The organism is Streptacidiphilus albus JL83, from assembly GCF_000744705.1.
GTDB classification, from domain to species: Bacteria; Actinomycetota; Actinomycetes; order Streptomycetales; family Streptomycetaceae; genus Streptacidiphilus; species Streptacidiphilus albus.
Genome location: NZ_JQML01000001.1, coordinates 8,502,457 through 8,520,828, shown reverse-complemented (window position 1 = coordinate 8,520,828; position 18,372 = coordinate 8,502,457). Strand labels below are relative to the sequence as shown.

Genomic DNA, 18,372 nt, shown 5'->3' with positions numbered 1-18,372 from the left:
GGCGGGCACATGTCCGATCCCCTGCGCCGCCGCCCCCCTTTCCCGATCAGGGTACGGCCACGGCTCCGAAGGGGGTGCGGAGCGGTCCGGTCACAGCCAGCCGACGAGGGCGAAGCCGAGGGCCGCCGCCCCCAGCCCGAAGGCCAGGCTGCCGACGACGTTCAGCCCGGCCTCGGCCAGCGAGCCGTCCTCCATCAGCCGTACGGTCTCGAAGGAGAAGGTCGAGAAGGTGGTCAGGCCGCCGCAGAAGCCGGTGCCCAGCAGCAGGCTGACGTTCGCCCCCAGGTGGTGGTGGGCGACGCCGGCGCCGACGGCGCCGAGGATGAAGGCGCCGGAGACGTTGATGGCGAAGGTGCCCCAGGGAAAGACGCCGTCGTGGCGGGACTGGACGAACCTGTCGGTCAGGAAGCGCACCGGGGCCCCGATCATGCCGCCGAGAAAGACCATCAGGACGGGCATCAGCGGTTCCTCCGGGGGGACGGCGACGGAGCGGCGGGGTCGGCGGGCGGGACCAGCCCGACCTCCTCCACGGTGACCAGGCTGTGCGGGCTGACCTCGCGCAGCTCGGGCAGGAAGGCCTGGATCCGCTCCGGCGTGTCGATGATCACCACCAGCAGCGGCAGGTTGTCGGCCAGGTCGAGCAGCCGGGTGGTGTGGATCGCCCGGGCGGTGCGGCCGAAGCCCTCCATCCCCCGGAAGACGCTCGCCCCGGCCAGCCCGGCCCGGTGCGCCCGGTGCACGATCTCGCTGTAGACGGGACGGTGGTGGTACTGCTCGCCGTCGGCCAGATGGACGGTCAGGCGCAGCGCCCGGCCGTGCAGTTCCGCACGCACGCCGGGCCCGGGAACGGCTTCGGAACCGGGGCCGGGTTCAGGGGCGTCGGCCCGGTGCCGGTGCAGGTGCGGGGTCATCGCGGTGCTCCTTCGGCGGATCGGTCCTCGGCGGCGGCGGCGGCGGCCGCAGCCGCGGCGGCGGTCGCGGTGCGCCCGGCCTGGCTGCGGCGGCTGGGGCCGCGCCGCACCGGCAGCCCGGACAGCCGCCGGGCCAGGGCGATGCCGCTCCAGACCGCGGCCAGGCCGGCGACCAGGCTGGTCAGCGCGTAGGCGTCGGCGAGGGCGAGGTGCCCGGTGGCGATCAGCCCCCGGCTCTCGCTCATCCAGGTGGAGAAGGTGGTGAAGCCGCCGATGATGCCGACCCCGATGAAGGGGCGCCGGTAGCGCGAGGGCGGCCAGACCTCGATCACGTAGACCATCAGCAGCCCGAGGGCCAGGCTGCCCAGGACGTTGGTGGTGAAGGTCGCCCAGGGGAAGCCGCCGGCCGGGGTGGGCCAGGCGCGGGCGAGCCCGTAGCGCGCCACGCTGCCCAGTCCGCCGCCGAGGGCGACGACCGCCGGCACGTCCCACTGCCGCCGGGCTCGCTGCGCCTGCGACACGTCCGGGGCCGGAGTCGGGGCCGGGGCCGGGCCGGAGCCGGGGCCGGGGCCGGGTCGTCGGGGCCCCGGTCCGGGGCCGGGTCGACGGGCAGGGGCTGGCCGGGGGAAAGGTCGGCGCGGACCTGCCCCCCTGCTGGGTCACGTCCGGGCATCGGCCCTCCGGAAGGCAGGGGCCCGCCCGGGGCGGCCGGGCCGCAGGTGCTGTGATCGGGGCATGTCTCTCCTACCTGTGTCGTCCGGGTCGCCGGACAGGCGACCGCCAGGTAGGGACCGTTGGCGACCGGTCGCCCGGTCGCGGTTGACGGCGAGCCCCTCCGCCGTAGTCACGAGGATAGCGGTCCCCGCGCCGGACGGCCCACGCACCCCGTCGGATCCCCCGCGCTACCGCCGGACGCGCGGCATGCCGAGGCCGATCCAGGAGATGATCTCGCGCTGGATCTCGTTGTTGCCGCCGCCGAAGGTGAAGATCACGGCGCTGCGGTAGCCGCGTTCCAGGTTGCCCTGGAGGACCGCTCCGGCGGAGCCCTCCTTCAGCGGGCCGGCCGCGCCGACCACCTCCATCAGCCAGGCGTAGGCGTCCCGGCGCGCCTCGCTGCCGTAGACCTTGACCGCCGAGGCGTCCTGCGGGGTCAGCGCGCCGCGCCGGACCGCGTCGACCATCTGCCAGTTGAGCAGCTTCACGGCGTCCAGCCGGGTGTGGGTGCGGGCCAGCCGCTGGCGGACCCAGGGCAGGTCGACCACCCGGCGGCCGTCGGAGAGCTCGGTCGCGGCGGCCCAGGCGCGGACCTCGTCCAGCGCCCGGTTGGCCATGGTGGCGTGGGCGGCGAGGGTGACCCGCTCGTGGTTGAGCTGGTTGGTGATCAGCCGCCAGCCCTGGTTCTCCGCGCCCACCCGGCGGCCGACCGGGACCCGGACGTCCTGGTAGTAGCTGGCCGTGGTGTCGTGTCCGGCCAGGGTCCGGATCAGGGTGGTCGAGTAGCCCGGGTCGGTGGTGTCCACCAGCAGGATGCTGATGCCCTTGTGCGGTGGCGCCTCGGGGTCGGTCCGGACCGCGAGCCAGACCCAGTCGGCGGTGTCGCCGTTGGTGGTCCAGATCTTCTGGCCGTTGACGACGTAGGAGTCGCCGTCGAGCACGGCGCGGGTCTTCAGCGCCGCGAGGTCGGTGCCGGCGTCCGGCTCGGAGTAGCCGATGGCGATGTCCAGCTCGCCGGCCAGGATCCGGGGCAGGAAGTACCCCTTCTGCTCGTCGGTGCCGAAGGCCATGATCGAGGGGCCGACGGTGTTCAGCGCCATGATCGGCAGCGGCACCCCGGCCTGGGCGGCCTCGTCGAAGAAGATGAACTGGTCGACCGGGCTCATCCCGCGCCCGCCGTACTCGGCCGGCCAGCCGACCCCGAGCCAGCGGTCCGCGCCGAGGCGGCGGTTGACGGCGCGGTAGAAGGTCTTCTGCTGCTTGGGGTCGTTCAGCCGGCCGTGCGCCTCGGGCGGCATCAGCTCGGCGAAGTAGGCCCGCAGTTCGGTGCGCAGCCGCTGCTGCTCCGGCGTGTAGTCCAGGTGCACGGCGGACCTCCAGGTCGCGTACGGACAGGTACGGGCGGACCGGCGGCAGAGTGCTGACGGTCCGTCAGGCAGCTACGGTAGAACACGTTCTACCCAGGGGGAAGGCACCGGGGCGCCCGGGGGCCGCCGGGGCCGGGGCCGGGGCCGGAAATGGGTTTGGCCGGGCCGCCCGGGCCGTAGGAGGATCCCGGCATGGACCAGTCAGCGCAGTCGACCCCGCCCGAGCTCATCCCCCTCCCCTGCGGCCTGGTGCTGCGCCGCCGTTCGCTGATCGACGACGCCGCGTTCAACGCCGCCGTCCTCACCGACCTGGACCACCTGCGCACCTGGCTGCCCTGGGCCCAGCAGGCGCCGAGCCTGGAGGAGACGGCCCGCAAGCGGGTCGAGGCCGGAACCGCCTGGGAGTCCGGCGAGCAGTTCGGCTTCGCCCTGACCGCCGCCGACGACCCGGAGCAGGTACTGGGCGGCTGCGGGCTGCACGGCCGGACAGGCCCCGGCATCATCGAGATCGGCTACTGGATCGCCTCCGCCCTGGTCGGCCGCGGCGTGGCCGCACAGGCCGCGGCGGCGCTGACCCGCGCCGCCTTCGACCTGCCCGGGATCGAGCAGGTGGAGATCCACTGCGACGAGAACAACCTCCGCAGCGCGGCCGTGGCCCGACGGCTCGGCTTCGCCCTGGACCGGGTCGAGCAGAACGAGATCGAGACCCCCGCCGAGTCCGGCCGCAACCTGGTCTGGATCCTCGACCGCGCGGCCTACCTGGCCGGGGCGCTGGAAGGGGCCGCGGGCGGCCGAGTCGCAGGCACGGCAGCGGGCACCGCTATGGGATAGTTCGACCTGGTCCAACCGCATTCGACGTGGGGAGCAGCAGACATGGGCGGCGTGGCACGGGTCGTGACGCTGCGTCCGGCGGCGGACGAGCCGGACGCCGCCGACTCCCCCGCGCTGCGGGCGGTGCCGCTGCCGGCGCTCGACCGGGTCGGGGTGGTGCTGGTGGCGCACACCCAGGAGCTGGCGGAGGCCGTGGCCAGGCTGGCGGTGACGCTGCTGGGGACCGGCGACCCGGGCCCGGTGGCGACGGCCGGCGGCACCCTGGACGGCGAGGTCGGCACCAGTGCGGCCCGGATCGTCACCGCCGCCCGCGCGGTGGACCAGGGCATGGGGGTGGCCGTGCTGGCCGACCTCAACGGCGCGGTGGAGGCGGTGCAGCGGCTGCTGGCCGACGCCGAGGCGCACGGGCTGCCGTTCCCGGTCCGGCTGGCCGACGCGCCCTTCGTGGAGGGCGCGGTGGTGGCCGTGGCGACCGCCGCCACCGGCGGCGACCTGGCCGCGGTGGTCGAGGCCGCCGAGGACGGCTACCGGGTCCACAAGCTCTGACCGGCGCGGGCCGGGGCGGTCAGCGCGGATCCGGCAGGCCGAGGGTGTCGGCCAGGACCTCGGCGGAGTAGTCGAAGAGGTGGTCGGCAGGCTCGGCGGAGCCGACCAGCTGGCCGAACAGTTCGAAGCTGACCAGCCCGATCAGCTGGGCCAGCGCGGCGATCCCACGGGCGAGCAGCCCGGGGTCGAGCCCCGGGGCGATCTGCTCGGCCACGGCCGCCAGCTGCTCCGCGAGCGCGCCGCCCGGCGGCCGGCGGCCCGGCCCGACGGCCCCCGGACCCGCGTCCACCAGCAGCGCGACCAGCACCATGGCCACCCGGGCGGCCGGTCCCACGGTCTCCTGCGGTGCCACGTAGCCGGGCACCGGAGTGCCGTAGATCAGCGCGAACTCGTGCGGCGAGCTCCGGGCCCAGGCGCGGGCCGAGGCGCAGAGGGCGAGCCAGCGGGCCCGGGCGCCGCCGGGGTCGGGCACCGCCGCCACGGCCTGCTCCACCTGCTCGCCGAGCGCGTCGTAGGCGTCGATGATCAGTGCGGTGAGCAGCTCGTCGCGGCTGGGGTAGTAGCGGTAGAGGGCCGAGGAGACCATGCCCAGCTCCCGGGCGACGGCGCGCAGGGAGAGCCGCTGGGCGCCGTCGGCGGCCAGCTGCCGCCGGGCCTCCGCCTTGATCTCGCGGGTGAGTTCGTCCCGGGCCCGCTCCCGTGCGGTTCTGATCGCTGCCATGGCACCAGTCTGCCACATTCAAGAGCACTGGCAACATTCGAGAGCACTGCTCTTGACTTGACCCCGGGGGAGGGTCATAGTCGTAGCAGGAGAACGAGAGCACTGCTCTCGAACCGGATCTCCGCTCACTCAGCTCAGCCAGGAGTCGACATGTCCGAGCCCATCGCCCCGCAGCCCGCCCCCGCGCCGCTCCGGCTGGTCACCCCGACCGGCACCCTCGTCGCCCTCGGCGACCGGCTCAGCCGCCGGCTGATCAAGGGGCTCGACCGGTTCGGCATCAGCGTGATGGGCTCGCGCACCCTCGCCGTCCGCGGACGCAAGAGCGGCGAGTGGCGGACCACCCCGGTCAACCTGCTGGTCCTGGACGGCGAGCGCTACCTGGTCGCCCCGCGCGGCCACACCCAGTGGGTGCGCAACATGCGCGTCGTCGGCGGCGGCGAGCTGCGGCTCGGCCGGAAGGCCGAGCCCTTCACCGCCGTCGAGGTCGCCGACGCCGAGAAGACCCCGATCCTGCGCGAGTACCTGCGCAAGTGGGGCTGGGAGGTCGGGATGTTCTTCGAGGACGTGACCGCCAAGTCCCCCGACAGCCGGCTCACCGAGATCGCGCCCGGCTTCCCGGTCTTCCGCGTCGCCGCGAAGTAGCCCCCTCCGGGGCCGGGCCTCAGCCCAGTTCCTCCGCCACCCACGCGGCGAGCACCCGGGCGCAGTCGTCCAGCGAGTCCAGCCAGGTCCTGGCCGCGCCCTCGCCCGCCTCGTCGCTCACGTGCTTGACCAGCCGCACCGGCAGCCCGGCCGCGAGCGCGACGCTGGCGACCGCGTAGCCCTCCATGTCGACCAGGTCGGCCTGCTCGGCGAGCCGCGCCCGGGCCCGCTCCTCGGAGACGAAGAGGTCGCCGGTGGCCAGCACCGGCCCGTCCGTCCCCGGCCGCAGCTCCAGCGGCGCGCCCCAGACCAGCCCGGTCAGGCTGTGCAGCGCCCCGGTGTCCAGGTCGTGCTGGATCACCCCGCGCACCTCGTGGGTGCCGTTCCAACCCGGCTTGAGCGCACCGGCCGTGCCCAGGTTGACCACGGACGCCGGACGCACCGGGCCGGCCAGCACCGAGGCGACCGACGCCGCGGCGTTGACCTTGCCCATCCCGGTGAGCAGCACCGGAAGGCTGCCGTCCAGATGGGCGGCCTCGCCCTCGACGGCGACGACGAGCAGCGGGCGGGCGGGGTCGATCTCTCCGATGAGGCGCATCCCGCCATGGTAGACAGCCGCTCCGGCCCCGCCCACGCCGGTCGGCGCCGCACGGAGGCGGCGGACGGCGGGGTAGATTGCCGACGAAGGGAACGCACCGTCAGGACCCTTCCCCCGGGCCACAGGAGGATCCGCCATGAGTTCGTCCGATCTCTGGAACGCCGTCGACGACTACTTCGGCCAGACCGTCGCGCCGTCCGACCCCGCCCTCGACGCCGCCCTGGCGGCCAGCGACGCCGCCGGACTGCCGCAGATCGCGGTCTCCGCGCCGCTGGGCAAGCTGCTGCAGCTGCTGGCCCGGATCCGGGGGGCCGCGAACATCCTGGAGATCGGCACCCTGGGCGGCTACTCCACCATCTGCCTGGCCCGGGCACTGCCCGAGGGCGGTCGGCTGATCTCGCTGGAGTACGACCCCCGGCACGCCGAGGTCGCCCGGGGCAACATCGCCGCCGCCGGGCTCGCCGACCGGGTGGAGGTCCGGGTGGGCGCGGCGCTGGACAGCCTGCCCAAGCTCAAGGACGAGGGCGCAGGCCCGTTCGACCTGGTCTTCATCGACGCCGACAAGGCCAACAACCCGCACTACGTGCGCTGGGCGCTGGACCTCTCCCGCCCGGGGACGCTGATCGTCGTGGACAACGTGGTGCGCGGCGGCCGGGTCGGCGACCCGGACAACCAGGACCCGGACGTCCTGGGCACCCGCGCGGCGCTGGAGCTGATCGCCGCCGAGCCCCGGCTGGACGGCACCGCCGTCCAGACCGTGGGCACCAAGGGCTACGACGGCTTCGCGCTGGCGCTGGTCACAGGCTGAACGCGCCCTCCGGGGGCGCCGGCGAGGGCGCGGCGGTGCGGTCGGTGACCGGCCGCGCCCGGCCCACCAGCAGGTCGAGCCGGTCGCCGTGGACCACCCGGGCCGGGAAGGGGTCGGCGGCGACCCGTCGGCCCAGCTCCGCCACCGGCAGCGGCCGCTCGCCGGTCCCGGCCAGCAGCACCAGGTTGCCGTAGCGCCGCCCGCGCAGCACCGAGGGCTCGGCCACCAGGCACACCTCCGGCAGCACCGAGCGGACGGTGGCGACCTGGGCGCGGGCGAAGTCGAGCGGGGCGGCGTCGGCGAAGTTCGCCGCGTAGCTGCCGCCGGGACGCAGCACCCGGGCCGCCTCGCGGACGAACTCGACCGAGGTCAGGTGCGCCGGGATCCGCGAGCCGCCGAAGACGTCGGCGACCACCAGGTCCGCGCTGCCGTCCGGGAGTCCGGCCAGGTACTCCCTGGCGTCCGCCCGGTGGACCGTGAACGACCGCTCGCGCCAGGGCAGCCGGTCCCGGACCAGCTCGGTCAGTGCCCCGTCGAGCTCCACCACGTCCTGGACCGAGCCGGGACGGGTCGCGGCGAGGTAGCGCGGGAGCGTCATCCCGGCACCGCCGAGGTGCAGCGCGGCGACCGGGACCCCCGGCTCGGCGGCGAGGTCGGCGACGTGGGCCAACCGCTGGACGTACTCGAACTCCAGGTGCAGCGGGTCGTCCAGGTCGACGTAGGACTGCGGCGCGTCGTCCAGGGTGAGCAGCCAGGCGCTGGGCCGGTCCAGGTCGGGCAGGAGCCGGGCGAGGCCGAGGTCGACCCGGCGTTCGACGGGCAGCGGGTCAGCGAGCGGATCGGCCATGCGTCCCATTGTGGCGGGCCCGGGCACCCCTGGAAAGTTTGTCCCCCTCGCCGTACAACCTTCCCCCCGAGGTGCGGGTCTTCCATGTGTTGAGCGACACTTCGGCACCCCTCGTATCCTCGTCGGCGTCGCTCGGCACGACGGAAGGAAGATCCGTGCGACAGTCGAACACCACCACTCTGGCCCGTCCGGCGCTCCCCCCGGCCCTGCCGCTCGGACGCGCGGCCCGGCGGCTCGCGGTGCTGACCTTCCAGGACGTCACCGACCGGCAGGCGTTCGCGGCCCAGGTGGAGCGGCTGCAGCGGACCGCGGCCCCGGTCTCGCTGGACGACGTGGAGCGGGCGCTCTCCGGCGGCGCTCCGCTGCCGCCGCACGCCGTACTGCTGACCTTCGAGCGCGGCCACCGCAGCGCGGCCACCGAGGCGCTGCCGGTGCTGGCCGCCCGCCGGGTGCCCGGAGTGGCCTTCGTGGTACCGGGCCTGGTCGACACCGACCGGCCCTACTGGTGGCAGGAGGCCCGCTTCCTGGTCGAGCAGGGCGGCCGGGCCCGGGGGCTGTCCGGCCGGACGCCCGGCGACGTGGTCGCGGCGCTGTCCGCGCTGCCCGACCCGGACCGCCGGCGCAGCCTGGAGGAGCTGCGGGTGACGGCCCGTCGGCCGGCCCCGGGCACGCCCCAGCTGACGGCGGCGGACCTGCTGGCACTGCGGGACGGCGGGGTCGAGCTCGGCAACCACACGCTCAGCCACGCCCGGCTCGACACCTGCGACGGCTATGTGGTCCGCGAGGAGGTGGCCGGCGGCCACGAGCGGCTCACCCGGCTGACCGGTGAGCAGCCGCGCACCTTCGCCTACCCCGATGCGGTCTTCGACGAGCGGGTGGCCCCGCTGCTGCGGGGACTGGCCTACCGCAGCGCCTTCGTCAGCGACGGCACCCTGTTCGACCTGCGCGGCGCGGGCGGGGGACAGCCGGACCCGCTGCGGATCAGCCGGCTGAAGGTGACCCCGGGCACCTCGCGCGGGATGTTCGACGGGGTGTTGTCGGGCTGGACGCCCACGGCGCGCCGACTGCGGGGCGCGGTCGCGGTCTGACCGCACCGCAACCGCCCACCGTCCCGGGGACCCGGGGGCCCGGACAGGTCGGCCTGTCCTGTCCAGCGGGACAGGCCGACCGTCGCACCGGAACGGGTACGGGCGGCTAGCCGGCGGCCGAGAGCGCCCCGGTGAGCAGCCTGCCCTCGTCGTAGGCCAGCGCCGCCGGGGGCAGCTCCTCGACCCGGCCGCTGCGCAGCACCAGCAGGGTGCCGCCGCCCCGGCGGGCCCCGGCCGCCGCCCCGGCCCGGCGTACCGCCTGGGCCACGGTGGGGCGGGCCGAGCAGTGGAAGGCCAGGCCCTCCGGGTCGCCCAGGGCGGCCCGGATCCGGTCGGCGATCAGTTCGTAGTGGGTGCAGCCGAGCACCAGCTGCCGCACGTCCGGCGGGGTGAGGGCGGCCGCTGCGGCGACGGTGGCGGCGATGGCCCGCTCGTCGGCGTACTCGACCGCGTCGGCCATCCCCGGGCAGGGGATCTCGGCCACCTCGGCGCCGTCCGCGAAGTCGCGGATCAGCCGCCGCTGGTAGGCGCTGCCGGTGGTGGCCGGGGTGGCCCAGATGGCGACCGGTCCCCCGGACGCGGCCGCGGCGGCCGGCTTGATGGCGGGGACGGTGCCGATGACCGGGATCTCCGGCTCCAGCTCCGCCCGGATCGCGTCCAGGGCGTGCACGGAGGCGGTGTTGCAGGCGATGATCAGCGCGTCGGGGCGGTGCGCGGCGGCGGCACGGGCGACGTCCAGGGCGTGCCGGGCGACGTCGGCGGGGGTGCGCGGCCCCCAGGGCATCCCGTCCGGGTCCGAGGAGAGCACCAGGTCGGCGTCGGGGCGCAGTTCGCGCAGGGCGGCGGCGGCGGCCAGCAGGCCGATTCCCGAGTCCATCAGTGCGATCTTCACAAGCATCGACGATAGTCGATCCCCGGCGGCCGGGGGGTCGTGCCGGGAACGTGCACCGGCAGACGCGTGCGGGCCCTGCCGCGGTGCGGCAGACTGGCGCGGTGTCGCTACTCGTGATCATCGCGCTGCTGTCGCTGCTGTCCTGGCTGTGGCTGACCTTCTGTCAGGGCTGGTTCTGGCGCACCGACGTCCGGCTGCCGCGCCGGGCGCAGCTCACCGCCTACCCCCGGGTGGCGGTCGTGGTCCCGGCCCGGGACGAGGCGGAGGTGCTGCCGCTCAGCCTGCCCTCGCTGCTGGCGCAGGAGTACCCGGGCGAGGCCCGGCTGATCCTGGTGGACGACGGCAGCGCCGACGGCACCGGCGAGCTGGCCCGGCGGCTCGGCGAGGCCCCCGGCTCGCTGCCGCTCACGGTGACCGCGCCGGGCGAGCCGCCGGCCGGCTGGACCGGCAAGCTCTGGGCGCTGCGGCACGGCGTCGAGCTGGCCGGGGAGGACGTGGACTACCTGCTGCTCACCGACGCGGACATCGCCCACGGCCCGCACTCGCTGGAGAGCCTGGTCGCCGCGGCCGAGACCAACGACCTGGACCTGGTCTCGCAGATGGCACGGCTGCGCACGGAGACCCGCTGGGAGCAGCTGATCGTCCCGGCCTTCGTCTACTTCTTCGCCCAGCTCTACCCGTTCCGCCGGAGCAACCGCCCCGGCGCGCGGACGGCGGCGGCCGCCGGGGGCTGCAGCCTGGTGCGCCGGGAGGCACTGGAGCGCGCGGGCGGGGTGGCCGCGATCCGGGGCGCGGTGATCGACGACGTCAACCTGGCCCGGCTGGTGAAGCGGAACGGCGGGCGGACCTGGCTGGGCCTGGCCGACCGGGTCGACAGCGTCCGCCCCTACCCGGAGCTGGGGCAGCTGTGGCGGATGGTCTCCCGCAGCGCCTACGCCCAGCTGCGGCACTCGCCGGCGCTGCTGGCCGGGACGGTGCTGGGGCTGGCGCTGGTGTACCTGGTGCCGCCGCTGGCGGTGGTGGCCGGGCTGGTCGGCGGGGACACCCCGCTGACCGTCCTCGGCCTGGCGGCCTGGCTGCTGATGGCGCTGACCTTCCGGCCGATGCTCGGCTACTACCGGCGTCCGGTCTGGGAGGCACTGCTGCTGCCGTTCACCGCCGGGATGTACCTGCTGATGACCGTGGACTCGGCGGTGCAGCACTGGCGCGGCCGGGGCGCGGCCTGGAAGGGTCGCACCTACGGTGCGATGGAGGGCTGAGCGCCCCCGTCCGCCGGGAGCGGGGCGGGGGCGCTCAGCCGGGTGTCAGAGCGCCACGCCGAGCAGCGCGTCGACGGTGCGGGAGACCACGCCGGGGGCGCCGGTGTCGCTGCCGCCCCCGGCCTGCTGCCGGGCCGCCCAGGCGTCGACGGCGGCCAGGGCGCGGGGGGTGTCCAGGTCGTCGGCGAGGGCCGCGCGGACCTCGGCCAGCAGCTCGACGGCGTCCGGGCCGTCCGGGCGGGACACCGCCGCACGCCAGACCGCCAGCCGCTGCTCGGCCCGCTCCAGGTCGGCGCCGGTCCACTCCCAGTCGCTGCGGTAGTGGTGGGCGTGGAGGGCGAGCCGGATCGCGGCCGGGTCGACGCCGTCCTTGCGCAGCCGGGACACGAAGACCAGGTTGCCGCGCGACTTGGACATCTTCTCGCCGTCCAGCGCGACCATCCCGGCGTGGACGTAGGCGCGGGCGAAGGGGTGGCTGCCGGTGGCGACCTGGGCGTGCGAGGCGCCCATCTCGTGGTGCGGGAAGGCCAGGTCGCTGCCGCCGCCCTGGATGTCGAAGGCCATGCCGAGGTGGCCGAGCGCGATGGCCACGCACTCGATGTGCCAGCCGGGGCGGCCGTTGCCGAGCTCGGTCTCCCAGGAGGGCTCGCCGGGACGGGCCGCGAGCCAGAGCAGCGGGTCGAGCCGGTGCTTCTTGCCCGGACGGTCCGGGTCGCCGCCGCGCTCGCCGAAGAACCGCAGCATCTGCTCGGCGTCCAGCCGGGACACCTCGCCGAAGTGCGGGTCCGACTCGACCGAGAAGTAGATGTCGCCGTCGAGCTCGTAGGCCGCCCCCTGCCGGAGCAGGTCCTGGACGATCGGGACGATGGAGGGGATCGCCTCCACCGCGCCGATGTAGTGGGCCGGCGGCAGCATCCGCAGCGCGGTCATGTCCTCGCGGAACAGCGCGGTCTCGCGCTCGGCCAGCTCGGTCCAGTCCTGGCCGGTGGCGACGGCGCGCTCCAGCAGCGGGTCGTCCACGTCGGTGACGTTCTGGACGTACAGCACCTCGTGCCCGGCGTCCCGCCAGACCCGCTGGATCAGGTCGAAGGCGTTGTAGGTCGCGGCGTGGCCGAGGTGGGTGGCGTCGTAGGGGGTGATGCCACAGACGTAGAGCCGGGCGGTGGGGCCGGGACTGGTCCTCCGCAGACCGCTCGCGGCGGTGTCGAAGATGTGCAGGGGACTCCCCTGACCGGGGAGCGCGGGAACCTCAGTGGCGGGCCAGGCATACATACGGATGACTCTAACCGGGTTCAACTGATCTTCGCACCAGTGCCTCGGCCCCTTCCTGCGCCCACTCCGCCGTCGGCTCCCGCGCCCCTCAGATCGGCGGCCAGGGCACGGCGTGCCGGTCGGTGGGCGGCAGCGGGTGCGCGCCGCTGCGCAGCAGCCCCTCCACCCGCGCCCGCAGCGCCTCCAGCTCGGCCGGGGTCAGCAGCGGCGCCAGCCGCTCCCCCAGCTCGCCGTCGAGCTCCTTCCGCAGCCCGGTGAGGACGGCGACGGCCTCGTCCGGCAGCGGCTCCCCGGCCCAGCCCCAGAGCAGGGTGCGCAACTTCCCGGGGACCGCGAAGGTCACCCCGTGGTCGATGCCGTAGAGCCGCCCGTCGACGGCGGGCAGCAGGTGCCCGCCCTTGCGGTCGGCGTTGTTCAGCACCGCGTCCAGCACCGCCAGTCGGCGCAGTCGCGGGTCGTCGGCGTGGACCAGCAGCGCCGTGCGCCCCTCGCCCACCTCCGCGCGCCCGATGGCGCACCAGCCCGGCTCGGGCTCCTCGACGTCCTGGAGGGCCAGCAGGGCGTCGCCCCCGCCCTCCCCCGGGTCGCCGTCCGCCCCGTCGTCCCCGGTCTCGATCCAGATCTGGCACATGCCCTCGCCGTAGGGGCCGTCCCGGAGCACGGTGGGCGGCACCAGGCCCCAGCCGGTCGCGGCGGAGACCTCGTAGGCGGCGACCTCCCGGCCGGCCAGCGTGCCGTCCGGGAAGTCCCACAGCGGGCGCTCGCCGCGCACCGGCTTGTAGACGCAGACCGCGGCCGTGCCGTCGGCGCCGGTGACGGTGCAGTAGAAGGCCGCGTTGGAGGCCGCAGTGAGCCGACCGTGTATCCGCAGCTCGCCCGTGCGCAGCAGGGCGAGGGCGCGCCCGGGGTCGGCGGCGAGCGCCGCCGAGGCGGCGGGGTCCACCTCGGGCAGCGGCTGGTCCACCGGCGCGCTCAGCGCCGGTACCCGTTCTGACGCGGGCACACATGGCCCTGCGGGTCGAGCGGGAGGCTGCAGAACGGGCACGGCGGCCGGCCGGCCGAGACCAGTTCCAGGGCGCGCTTGGCGAAGACCCGGGCCATCGCCCCGCTGAGCCTGACCCGCAGCATCGGCGGACCGTTCTCGTCGTCCTCGAACGGCTCCTGGTCGTCCGGGTCGTCGGGGTCGGTCTCGACCAGGGCCTGCGCCTCGACGATCAGCCGCTGGATGGACTCGTCCCAGGCCAGGGCCATGGTGCCGACCCGGAACTCCTCCAGCACCGGCTGGTCCAGCGGGGCGCTGTCGATCAGGTCGGCGGGCGCGACGGCCGGGACCTCGGTGCTGCCGGCGCTGCGCCGGACCACCTCGTCCAACAGCTCCTCGATGCGCTCGGCAAGGGCGGCGACCTGGGCTTTCTCCAGCAGCACGCTGGTCACCCGGCCTCTGGTGCTGGCCTGCAGGTAGAAGGCGCGCCGGCCCGGCTCACCGACCGTGCCGGCCACGAAACGCTCGGGAGGATCGTAGAAGAACACCTGGCGGGGCACGTGGGCTGCTCCAGATCTTGTCGTCGCTGTTCGATCCCACCCTACCGATCTGTCAGCGGGTGCCGGTGTCTCCCCCGACCACGGCGTCGCCACTGCTGGGGCGCGGGGCGAGACCGCCCAGCTCACCGGTGTCGCCGAGGCGCAGGAGGAAGGGCCGGTGGGAGGTGTAGCGGATGGCGGTGATCGAACAGGGTTCGACCGAGATCCGCTGGAACTGGTCGAGGTGCAGCCCGAGCGCGTCGGCCACGATCGCCTTGATCACGTCGCCGTGGCTGCAGGCCACCCAGAGCGCGTCCGGGCCGTGCTCGCGCTCGACCTCGGCGTCCCACTCGCGGACGCTCTCCACCGCGCGGTGGCTCATCTCGCGCAGCGACTCGCCCTCGGGCCCGGGGAAGACCGCCGCGGAGGGCTGGGCCTGGACGGTCCGCCACAGCGGCTCGGAGGCCAGCTCGCCGAGCGGGCGGCCGGTCCAGTCGCCGTAGCGGCACTCGCCGAGCCGCTCGTCCAGCCGCAGCGCCAGCTGGTCCCTGACCTCCAGCAGCGGCGCCAGGGTCTGCCGGCAGCGGTCCAGCGGGCTGCTGACGACCAGCGACACCGGCAGCGGACCGAGGCGGTCGGCGAGGTCCTTGGCCTGCTTCTCGCCGTGGGCGTCGAGCGACACCCCCGGGGTCCAGCCGGCGAGCACCCCGGCGGTGTTGGCGGTGGAACGGCCATGGCGGACGAGCAGCAGGGTCGGCATGGTCACCAGCGTACGGGGGTCGTCTTGGGTAGGGTTTCCAGCAGGGGCAGGGCCAGGGCCGGGGTCGGTCGGCGCGCGCCCCGGGAGCAAGGGGGGCGAGCCATGTTCAGCAGGGTGTCGAGGCGGCGCGGATCGGGTGACGGGGGCCCGCAGGGACCGGAGGACGGCGGGTACCCGGTGGGGCTGCCGGGATCGGACTGGTCGCCGTACCGACGGCTGGAGCAGGCGGCGGAGGCCTACTTCCTCCACCCGGACGTGGCGCTGGAGGCGATCGGCGGCGTGCTGGGCCGGCACCGGGTGCGCGGCTTCACGCTGGAGCGGGTGGTGGACCTGACCGAGGCCGGCGCCTCGGTCTGGCAGGAGGCCGCGGTCTGCGACGGGCGGCGGCTGATCCTCTGGCACAGCGAGGAGGTCGCCGACCGGACCGCGCCCGGCGGCACGGTGCTGGACTCGTCGATCCAGGTGCTGCCGCTGGCCGAGGTGCGCCATGTCGGGATGCGCACCCTGGTCGGCCGCGACGGCGCGGGCGCCAGGGCCCGGCGCGGGGTGTTCGTGGTGGTGACCACCGGCGCGGTCCAGGAGTTGAGCGCGGTCGCGCTGGACGAGGGCGGCGCGGGCACCGCCCGGTTCCGCCCGGAGGCGTTCCGTTTCAGCAAGTCGCTGGACGACGGCGGGCCGGGGCAGATCGACCGGCTGGTGGCCTTCGGCGAGCTGCTGGGACGGCTGGTCCCAGCAGCCCGCTAGCGGTCCGGCGGTCGTTGCGGGCGGGGGATGCGGTCGGGTGCGCTCAGCTCAGGCAGCCGGCGTGGGCCAGGGCCTGCTTCAGCAGGAGTCCCTGGCCGCCCGGCATCTCCTGCTGGACCAGCGCGGAGGACGCCTCCTGCGGGCTGAACCAGACCAGGTCGAGAGCGTCCTGGCGGGGCCGGCAGTCGCCGCTCACCGGGACGATGTAGGCCAGCGACACCGCGTGCTGCCGGGGGTCGTGGAACGGGGTGACCCCCTGCGTCGGGAAGTACTCGGCGACGGTGAAGGGCTGCAGCGAGGCCGGGACCCTGGGCAGCGCCACCGGACCGAGGTCCTTCTCCAGATGCCGCAGCAGGGCGTCGCGGACCCGTTCGTGGTGCAGCACCCGGCCGGAGACCAGGGCGCGACTGACGGTCCCGTCCGCCCCGATCCGCAACAGGAGCCCGATGTGCGTCACTTCACCGCTGTCGTCGACCCGCACCGGTACCGCCTCGACGTACAGGATGGGCATCCGGGCACGCGCCAGTTCCAGATCGTCGGAGGCGAGCCAGCCGGGCGTGGTTTCCGTCATGTCTGACATTGGTTGATCGTACGTGCATCGGGCGGGTGCGACACCAGGCCCCGGGGCGAAGTCGGCCACGGCAGCGGGCCCGGCGGGCGCGGTGGTCAGACCAGGGTCGTGCGGACCACGGGTTCGCGCTCCAGCAGCCCGGCCCGGGAGAGTTCCTCGGCCACGTCGAGGGTCACCTCGGCCAGCCGGGTCAGTACCGCCGCCACCGGCGCGGAGACCTGACCGGGGCCGCTGAGCCGGTGCAGGACCAGGGTCTCGAACGTGCCCGGTACCGGTACCGGGAGCAGGCTCAGCCCCGGGGTGCGCGAGGCGACCGACTCGGGCAGCACGACCGCGCCCAGCCCGGCGCGGACCATCGCCGCCACCGCCGACCAGTTGGTCGCCCGATGGGCGGTCGGCTGCTCCGGCAGGCCGAGTTCGGCCGCCAGCCGGGCGTGGGCCCGGGCCCGCGCGCTCCCGTCCGGCGCCCCGATCCAGGGCACGGCCGCCAGACCGGCCGCCGCGGCCGGGGGCTCGCCCCAGGCGCTGGGAACCCCGACCCGGTACCGCTCCTGGGCAAGGACCTTCAACCCGCAGCCCGCGGGCGGGACCGGCCGGTGCTCCTGGTCGCCGGTGATCAGCAGCACGTCCAGCGCGCCCCGGCGCAGCGCCCGCAGCCCGTCCGGGGCGGACGTCTCGCTCAACTCCGGCCGCAGCGCCGGATGCCGCTCGGCGAGCGACGCGGTCACCCGGGCGACCAGGACGGTGAGCACGGCCAGCACCGAACCGATCGACACCGGCCCCTCGACACCCGCCGTGCCGGTGCCGGTCAGCGCCCGCTCCGCAGCGGACAGCTCCTCGGCGATCCTGGCTCCGTGTGCGGCCAACGCCAGGCCGGTGCGCGTGAGTTCGGCCCGGCCCTCGGCCCGGTCCAGCAGCACCGCGCCGGCCTCCTGCTCCAGCCGGCGCACCGTCTGGGAGACGGCCGAGGGGCTGATGCCCAGCAGCCGCGCGGCGGCGGCGATCCCGCCGGCCTGCTGCACGGTGTGCAGCACGACGAGCCGCCTGGGCTCCAACTCCACGACTGCTCCCTCGGCGTCGGTCGATCGATCGGCCGAGGACAGTCCATCACGATCGGGCGGGCTGCTCGACGGCGTCCCTGACCTTCCGCATCAACGGGGCGACCACGGAGGCCGGGGTGTCCGTCAGAAAGTCGTCGCTGCCGGTGTTCGGGTAGTACGTGACCAGGCCGAAGGTGGTTCGGGTCAGCCACAGGCAGGAGGACGAGAGGACCGCCAGGCTGCCGGACTGGACCATGGTCTCCTGGCAGCCGGCCTGTCCGCCGTGGTCGCCCGCCGACGTCGGCTGCCAGTCCTGGGTGATCCGGTCGCCGGTCCCGTCCTGCCGGGTGGCCGGCACCTGGGCCATCCGGTCCAGCGCCGACGGGTCGTAGCCGGAGCCGTTGAAGCCGGCGAAGACGAGATAGCCGCCCTGGGCGGGATCGTCGTAGACCGCCTCGACCGCGCTGCCGGTGATCCCCAGTTCCTGGGCGGTCCGGTCGAGCGCCTGGGTCAGCTTCGCCGCCTCGTCGGCGGGCGGTTGGAACCGGGCCAGGCCCGCCGCCGCCCCGGGCGCGGTCAGCGCCCAGCCGCCACCGGCGGTGGCAGCGGTGGTGGCGGTGGCGGCAGTGGTGGTGGCGGTGGCAGTGCGGGCCGCCGCAGGCTGTGCGGTGGCCGTCCCGCCGCTGCAGCCGGTCGCCGCCGCGCTCAGCACGGCGCTCAGGAGGAGCAGGGTTGTCGGCACGGTGAACTGCTTGGGCATGACGACTCCGAGGCAGGAAAGGGGAGGGGTGGCCCCCACTGTGCCGACCGCCCGGGGCACGAGGAAGCAAGCCCTGCTTCAAGCCGGCGGCAAGCGCTGCTTCATGCCCTTCGACCAGGGCGGACCACTACCGGACCCGGGCATCGAGGTGCTGCTCAGCGGCGCCCACCCGGAGTAGCGAAATGCCGTCCGACCAGCAGGGACGAGCTATTGGACAAGGGCCGGGCCGACGGTCGGAATCCAGGCATCGATTTGACAATGCGGAGTCAAATATATGCCTCGGCTGTTGACTGCACACGGCCAAGATGCGTTCCTATGATGCAGACGTCCGTATCCGCAAGCACTCCGCTCGATGGTTCAGCGCCTGAGAACGCGTACAGCTCGACGAGACGTCATGGTACGGACACGCCGCCTCATCATCCCGGTGAACGGGCTGATTCGGCGTACCCAGGTACGGGAAATCCCCCCGGAACTCACGGG

At 74.8% G+C, this 18,372-nt stretch carries 23 protein-coding genes; 8 read left to right on the top strand and 15 right to left on the bottom strand.

All coding sequences use genetic code 11. The features are described from left to right. Positions 1 to 90 precede the first annotated feature (90 nt). The 4 genes from crcB to BS75_RS36985 form a co-directional block, all read right to left on the bottom strand. Positions 91 to 459 (bottom strand): fluoride efflux transporter CrcB, encoded by a 369-nt coding sequence (gene crcB / locus BS75_RS37000; RefSeq protein ID WP_034091342.1) that lies wholly within the window; start codon positions 457 to 459, stop codon positions 91 to 93. Further along, the gene (locus BS75_RS36995) at positions 459 to 911 is read right to left on the bottom strand and encodes a DUF190 domain-containing protein (RefSeq protein ID WP_081983004.1); all 453 of its coding nucleotides are present in this window, start codon (positions 909 to 911) and stop codon (positions 459 to 461) included. The genes crcB and BS75_RS36995 overlap by 1 nt, the downstream gene beginning before the upstream one ends. Next, entirely contained in the window at positions 908 to 1,432 is a 525-nt protein-coding gene (locus BS75_RS36990; RefSeq protein WP_042437884.1) for a fluoride efflux transporter FluC, read from the bottom strand. The genes BS75_RS36995 and BS75_RS36990 overlap by 4 nt, the downstream gene beginning before the upstream one ends. A 381-nt stretch (positions 1,433 to 1,813) precedes the next feature. Next, positions 1,814 to 2,992, bottom strand: a complete 1,179-nt coding sequence (locus BS75_RS36985) for an acyl-CoA dehydrogenase family protein (RefSeq protein ID WP_034091341.1) — start codon at positions 2,990 to 2,992, stop codon at positions 1,814 to 1,816. A gap of 192 nt (positions 2,993 to 3,184) precedes the next feature. On the opposite strand from BS75_RS36985, the gene BS75_RS36980 reads away from it, so the two are divergent. Beyond that, a complete protein-coding gene (locus tag BS75_RS36980) occupies positions 3,185 to 3,823 on the top strand; it encodes a GNAT family N-acetyltransferase (RefSeq protein WP_042437857.1) in 639 nt (212 codons plus the stop codon). A gap of 42 nt (positions 3,824 to 3,865) precedes the next feature. Beyond that, positions 3,866 to 4,369 (top strand): PTS-dependent dihydroxyacetone kinase phosphotransferase subunit DhaM, encoded by a 504-nt coding sequence (locus tag BS75_RS36975; RefSeq protein WP_081983003.1) that lies wholly within the window; start codon positions 3,866 to 3,868, stop codon positions 4,367 to 4,369. 19 nt (positions 4,370 to 4,388) lie between these two features. Here the strand turns inward: BS75_RS36975 and BS75_RS36970 are convergent, their stop codons facing one another. Beyond that, positions 4,389 to 5,090: a TetR/AcrR family transcriptional regulator gene (locus BS75_RS36970; RefSeq protein WP_042437858.1), complete on the bottom strand. Its 702-nt coding sequence runs from the start codon at positions 5,088 to 5,090 to the stop codon at positions 4,389 to 4,391. A gap of 150 nt (positions 5,091 to 5,240) precedes the next feature. Between BS75_RS36970 and BS75_RS36965 the strand changes: the two genes are divergently transcribed. Then, positions 5,241 to 5,732, top strand: coding sequence for a nitroreductase family deazaflavin-dependent oxidoreductase (locus tag BS75_RS36965; RefSeq protein ID WP_081983002.1), 492 nt, complete (start codon positions 5,241 to 5,243; stop codon positions 5,730 to 5,732). A gap of 19 nt (positions 5,733 to 5,751) precedes the next feature. On the opposite strand, the gene BS75_RS36960 is transcribed toward BS75_RS36965, so the two are convergent. After that, the gene (locus BS75_RS36960) at positions 5,752 to 6,330 is read right to left on the bottom strand and encodes a nucleosidase (protein ID WP_034091339.1); all 579 of its coding nucleotides are present in this window, start codon (positions 6,328 to 6,330) and stop codon (positions 5,752 to 5,754) included. A gap of 136 nt (positions 6,331 to 6,466) precedes the next feature. On the opposite strand from BS75_RS36960, the gene BS75_RS36955 reads away from it, so the two are divergent. Beyond that, positions 6,467 to 7,138: an O-methyltransferase gene (locus tag BS75_RS36955; RefSeq protein ID WP_034091338.1), complete on the top strand. Its 672-nt coding sequence runs from the start codon at positions 6,467 to 6,469 to the stop codon at positions 7,136 to 7,138. Here the strand turns inward: BS75_RS36955 and BS75_RS36950 are convergent. Continuing rightward, entirely contained in the window at positions 7,128 to 7,985 is an 858-nt protein-coding gene (locus tag BS75_RS36950) for a spermidine synthase (protein ID WP_034091337.1), read from the bottom strand. The genes BS75_RS36955 and BS75_RS36950 overlap by 11 nt on opposite strands. A 155-nt stretch (positions 7,986 to 8,140) precedes the next feature. On the opposite strand from BS75_RS36950, the gene BS75_RS36945 reads away from it, so the two are divergent. Then, on the top strand, positions 8,141 to 9,073 hold the full coding sequence (locus tag BS75_RS36945; protein WP_052070172.1) for a polysaccharide deacetylase family protein: 933 nt from the start codon (positions 8,141 to 8,143) through the stop codon (positions 9,071 to 9,073). Positions 9,074 to 9,179: 106 nt separating this feature from the next. Here the strand turns inward: BS75_RS36945 and BS75_RS36940 are convergent, their stop codons facing one another. Then, positions 9,180 to 9,965, bottom strand: a complete 786-nt coding sequence (locus BS75_RS36940; protein WP_034091336.1) for a glutamate racemase — start codon at positions 9,963 to 9,965, stop codon at positions 9,180 to 9,182. Between the two features lie 101 nt (positions 9,966 to 10,066). Between BS75_RS36940 and BS75_RS36935 the strand changes: the two genes are divergently transcribed. Beyond that, a complete protein-coding gene (locus BS75_RS36935; protein WP_034094530.1) occupies positions 10,067 to 11,224 on the top strand; it encodes a glycosyltransferase in 1,158 nt (385 codons plus the stop codon). 45 nt (positions 11,225 to 11,269) lie between these two features. Here BS75_RS36935 and mshC read toward each other — a convergent pair whose 3' ends face one another. The 4 genes from mshC to BS75_RS36915 all read right to left on the bottom strand — a co-directional run bounded on the left by mshC (position 11,270) and on the right by BS75_RS36915 (position 14,777). Beyond that, positions 11,270 to 12,496 carry a cysteine--1-D-myo-inosityl 2-amino-2-deoxy-alpha-D-glucopyranoside ligase gene (mshC, locus tag BS75_RS36930; RefSeq protein WP_034091335.1) on the bottom strand — a complete coding sequence of 409 codons (1,227 nt, stop codon included), beginning with the start codon at positions 12,494 to 12,496 and terminating at the stop codon, positions 11,270 to 11,272. Between the two features lie 88 nt (positions 12,497 to 12,584). Further along, positions 12,585 to 13,439, bottom strand: coding sequence for an SCO1664 family protein (locus BS75_RS36925; protein WP_042437888.1), 855 nt, complete (start codon positions 13,437 to 13,439; stop codon positions 12,585 to 12,587). Between the two features lie 29 nt (positions 13,440 to 13,468). Then, positions 13,469 to 14,038 carry a DUF3090 domain-containing protein gene (locus BS75_RS36920; RefSeq protein WP_034091334.1) on the bottom strand — a complete coding sequence of 190 codons (570 nt, stop codon included), beginning with the start codon at positions 14,036 to 14,038 and terminating at the stop codon, positions 13,469 to 13,471. A gap of 52 nt (positions 14,039 to 14,090) precedes the next feature. Continuing rightward, positions 14,091 to 14,777: a histidine phosphatase family protein gene (locus BS75_RS36915; protein ID WP_034094528.1), complete on the bottom strand. Its 687-nt coding sequence runs from the start codon at positions 14,775 to 14,777 to the stop codon at positions 14,091 to 14,093. A gap of 102 nt (positions 14,778 to 14,879) precedes the next feature. On the opposite strand from BS75_RS36915, the gene BS75_RS36910 reads away from it, so the two are divergent. Further along, positions 14,880 to 15,521 carry a hypothetical protein gene (locus BS75_RS36910; protein ID WP_081983001.1) on the top strand — a complete coding sequence of 214 codons (642 nt, stop codon included), beginning with the start codon at positions 14,880 to 14,882 and terminating at the stop codon, positions 15,519 to 15,521. Between the two features lie 43 nt (positions 15,522 to 15,564). Here BS75_RS36910 and BS75_RS36905 read toward each other — a convergent pair whose 3' ends face one another. From BS75_RS36905 to BS75_RS36895, 3 genes are all read right to left on the bottom strand, one after another. Further along, positions 15,565 to 16,092, bottom strand: a complete 528-nt coding sequence (locus BS75_RS36905) for an NUDIX hydrolase family protein (protein WP_034091332.1) — start codon at positions 16,090 to 16,092, stop codon at positions 15,565 to 15,567. Between the two features lie 95 nt (positions 16,093 to 16,187). After that, a complete protein-coding gene (locus BS75_RS36900; RefSeq protein ID WP_052070170.1) occupies positions 16,188 to 17,153 on the bottom strand; it encodes a LysR family transcriptional regulator in 966 nt (321 codons plus the stop codon). A 46-nt stretch (positions 17,154 to 17,199) separates the two neighbouring features. Then, positions 17,200 to 17,892: a hypothetical protein gene (locus BS75_RS36895; protein ID WP_034091331.1), complete on the bottom strand. Its 693-nt coding sequence runs from the start codon at positions 17,890 to 17,892 to the stop codon at positions 17,200 to 17,202. Between the two features lie 28 nt (positions 17,893 to 17,920). Here BS75_RS36895 and BS75_RS48805 point away from each other — a divergent pair, with 28 nt between their 5' ends. Then, on the top strand, positions 17,921 to 18,070 hold the full coding sequence (locus BS75_RS48805; protein ID WP_156164326.1) for a hypothetical protein: 150 nt from the start codon (positions 17,921 to 17,923) through the stop codon (positions 18,068 to 18,070). Positions 18,071 to 18,372 lie beyond the last annotated feature (302 nt).

Coding starts and splice junctions, on each gene's coding strand:
- crcB (WP_034091342.1), bottom strand. CDS start 459: ATGCCCGTCCTGATGGTCTTTCTCGGCGGCATGATCGGGGCCCCGGTG.
- BS75_RS36995 (WP_081983004.1), bottom strand. CDS start 911: ATGACCCCGCACCTGCACCGGCACCGGGCCGACGCCCCTGAACCCGGC.
- BS75_RS36980 (WP_042437857.1), top strand. CDS start 3,185: ATGGACCAGTCAGCGCAGTCGACCCCGCCCGAGCTCATCCCCCTCCCC.
- BS75_RS36975 (WP_081983003.1), top strand. CDS start 3,866: ATGGGCGGCGTGGCACGGGTCGTGACGCTGCGTCCGGCGGCGGACGAG.
- BS75_RS36970 (WP_042437858.1), bottom strand. CDS start 5,090: ATGGCAGCGATCAGAACCGCACGGGAGCGGGCCCGGGACGAACTCACC.
- BS75_RS36965 (WP_081983002.1), top strand. CDS start 5,241: ATGTCCGAGCCCATCGCCCCGCAGCCCGCCCCCGCGCCGCTCCGGCTG.
- BS75_RS36960 (WP_034091339.1), bottom strand. CDS start 6,330: ATGCGCCTCATCGGAGAGATCGACCCCGCCCGCCCGCTGCTCGTCGTC.
- BS75_RS36955 (WP_034091338.1), top strand. CDS start 6,467: ATGAGTTCGTCCGATCTCTGGAACGCCGTCGACGACTACTTCGGCCAG.
- BS75_RS36950 (WP_034091337.1), bottom strand. CDS start 7,985: ATGGCCGATCCGCTCGCTGACCCGCTGCCCGTCGAACGCCGGGTCGAC.
- mshC (WP_034091335.1), bottom strand. CDS start 12,496: ATGTATGCCTGGCCCGCCACTGAGGTTCCCGCGCTCCCCGGTCAGGGG.
- BS75_RS36915 (WP_034094528.1), bottom strand. CDS start 14,777: ATGCCGACCCTGCTGCTCGTCCGCCATGGCCGTTCCACCGCCAACACC.
- BS75_RS36910 (WP_081983001.1), top strand. CDS start 14,880: ATGTTCAGCAGGGTGTCGAGGCGGCGCGGATCGGGTGACGGGGGCCCG.
- BS75_RS36905 (WP_034091332.1), bottom strand. CDS start 16,092: ATGACGGAAACCACGCCCGGCTGGCTCGCCTCCGACGATCTGGAACTG.
- BS75_RS36895 (WP_034091331.1), bottom strand. CDS start 17,892: ATGCCCAAGCAGTTCACCGTGCCGACAACCCTGCTCCTCCTGAGCGCC.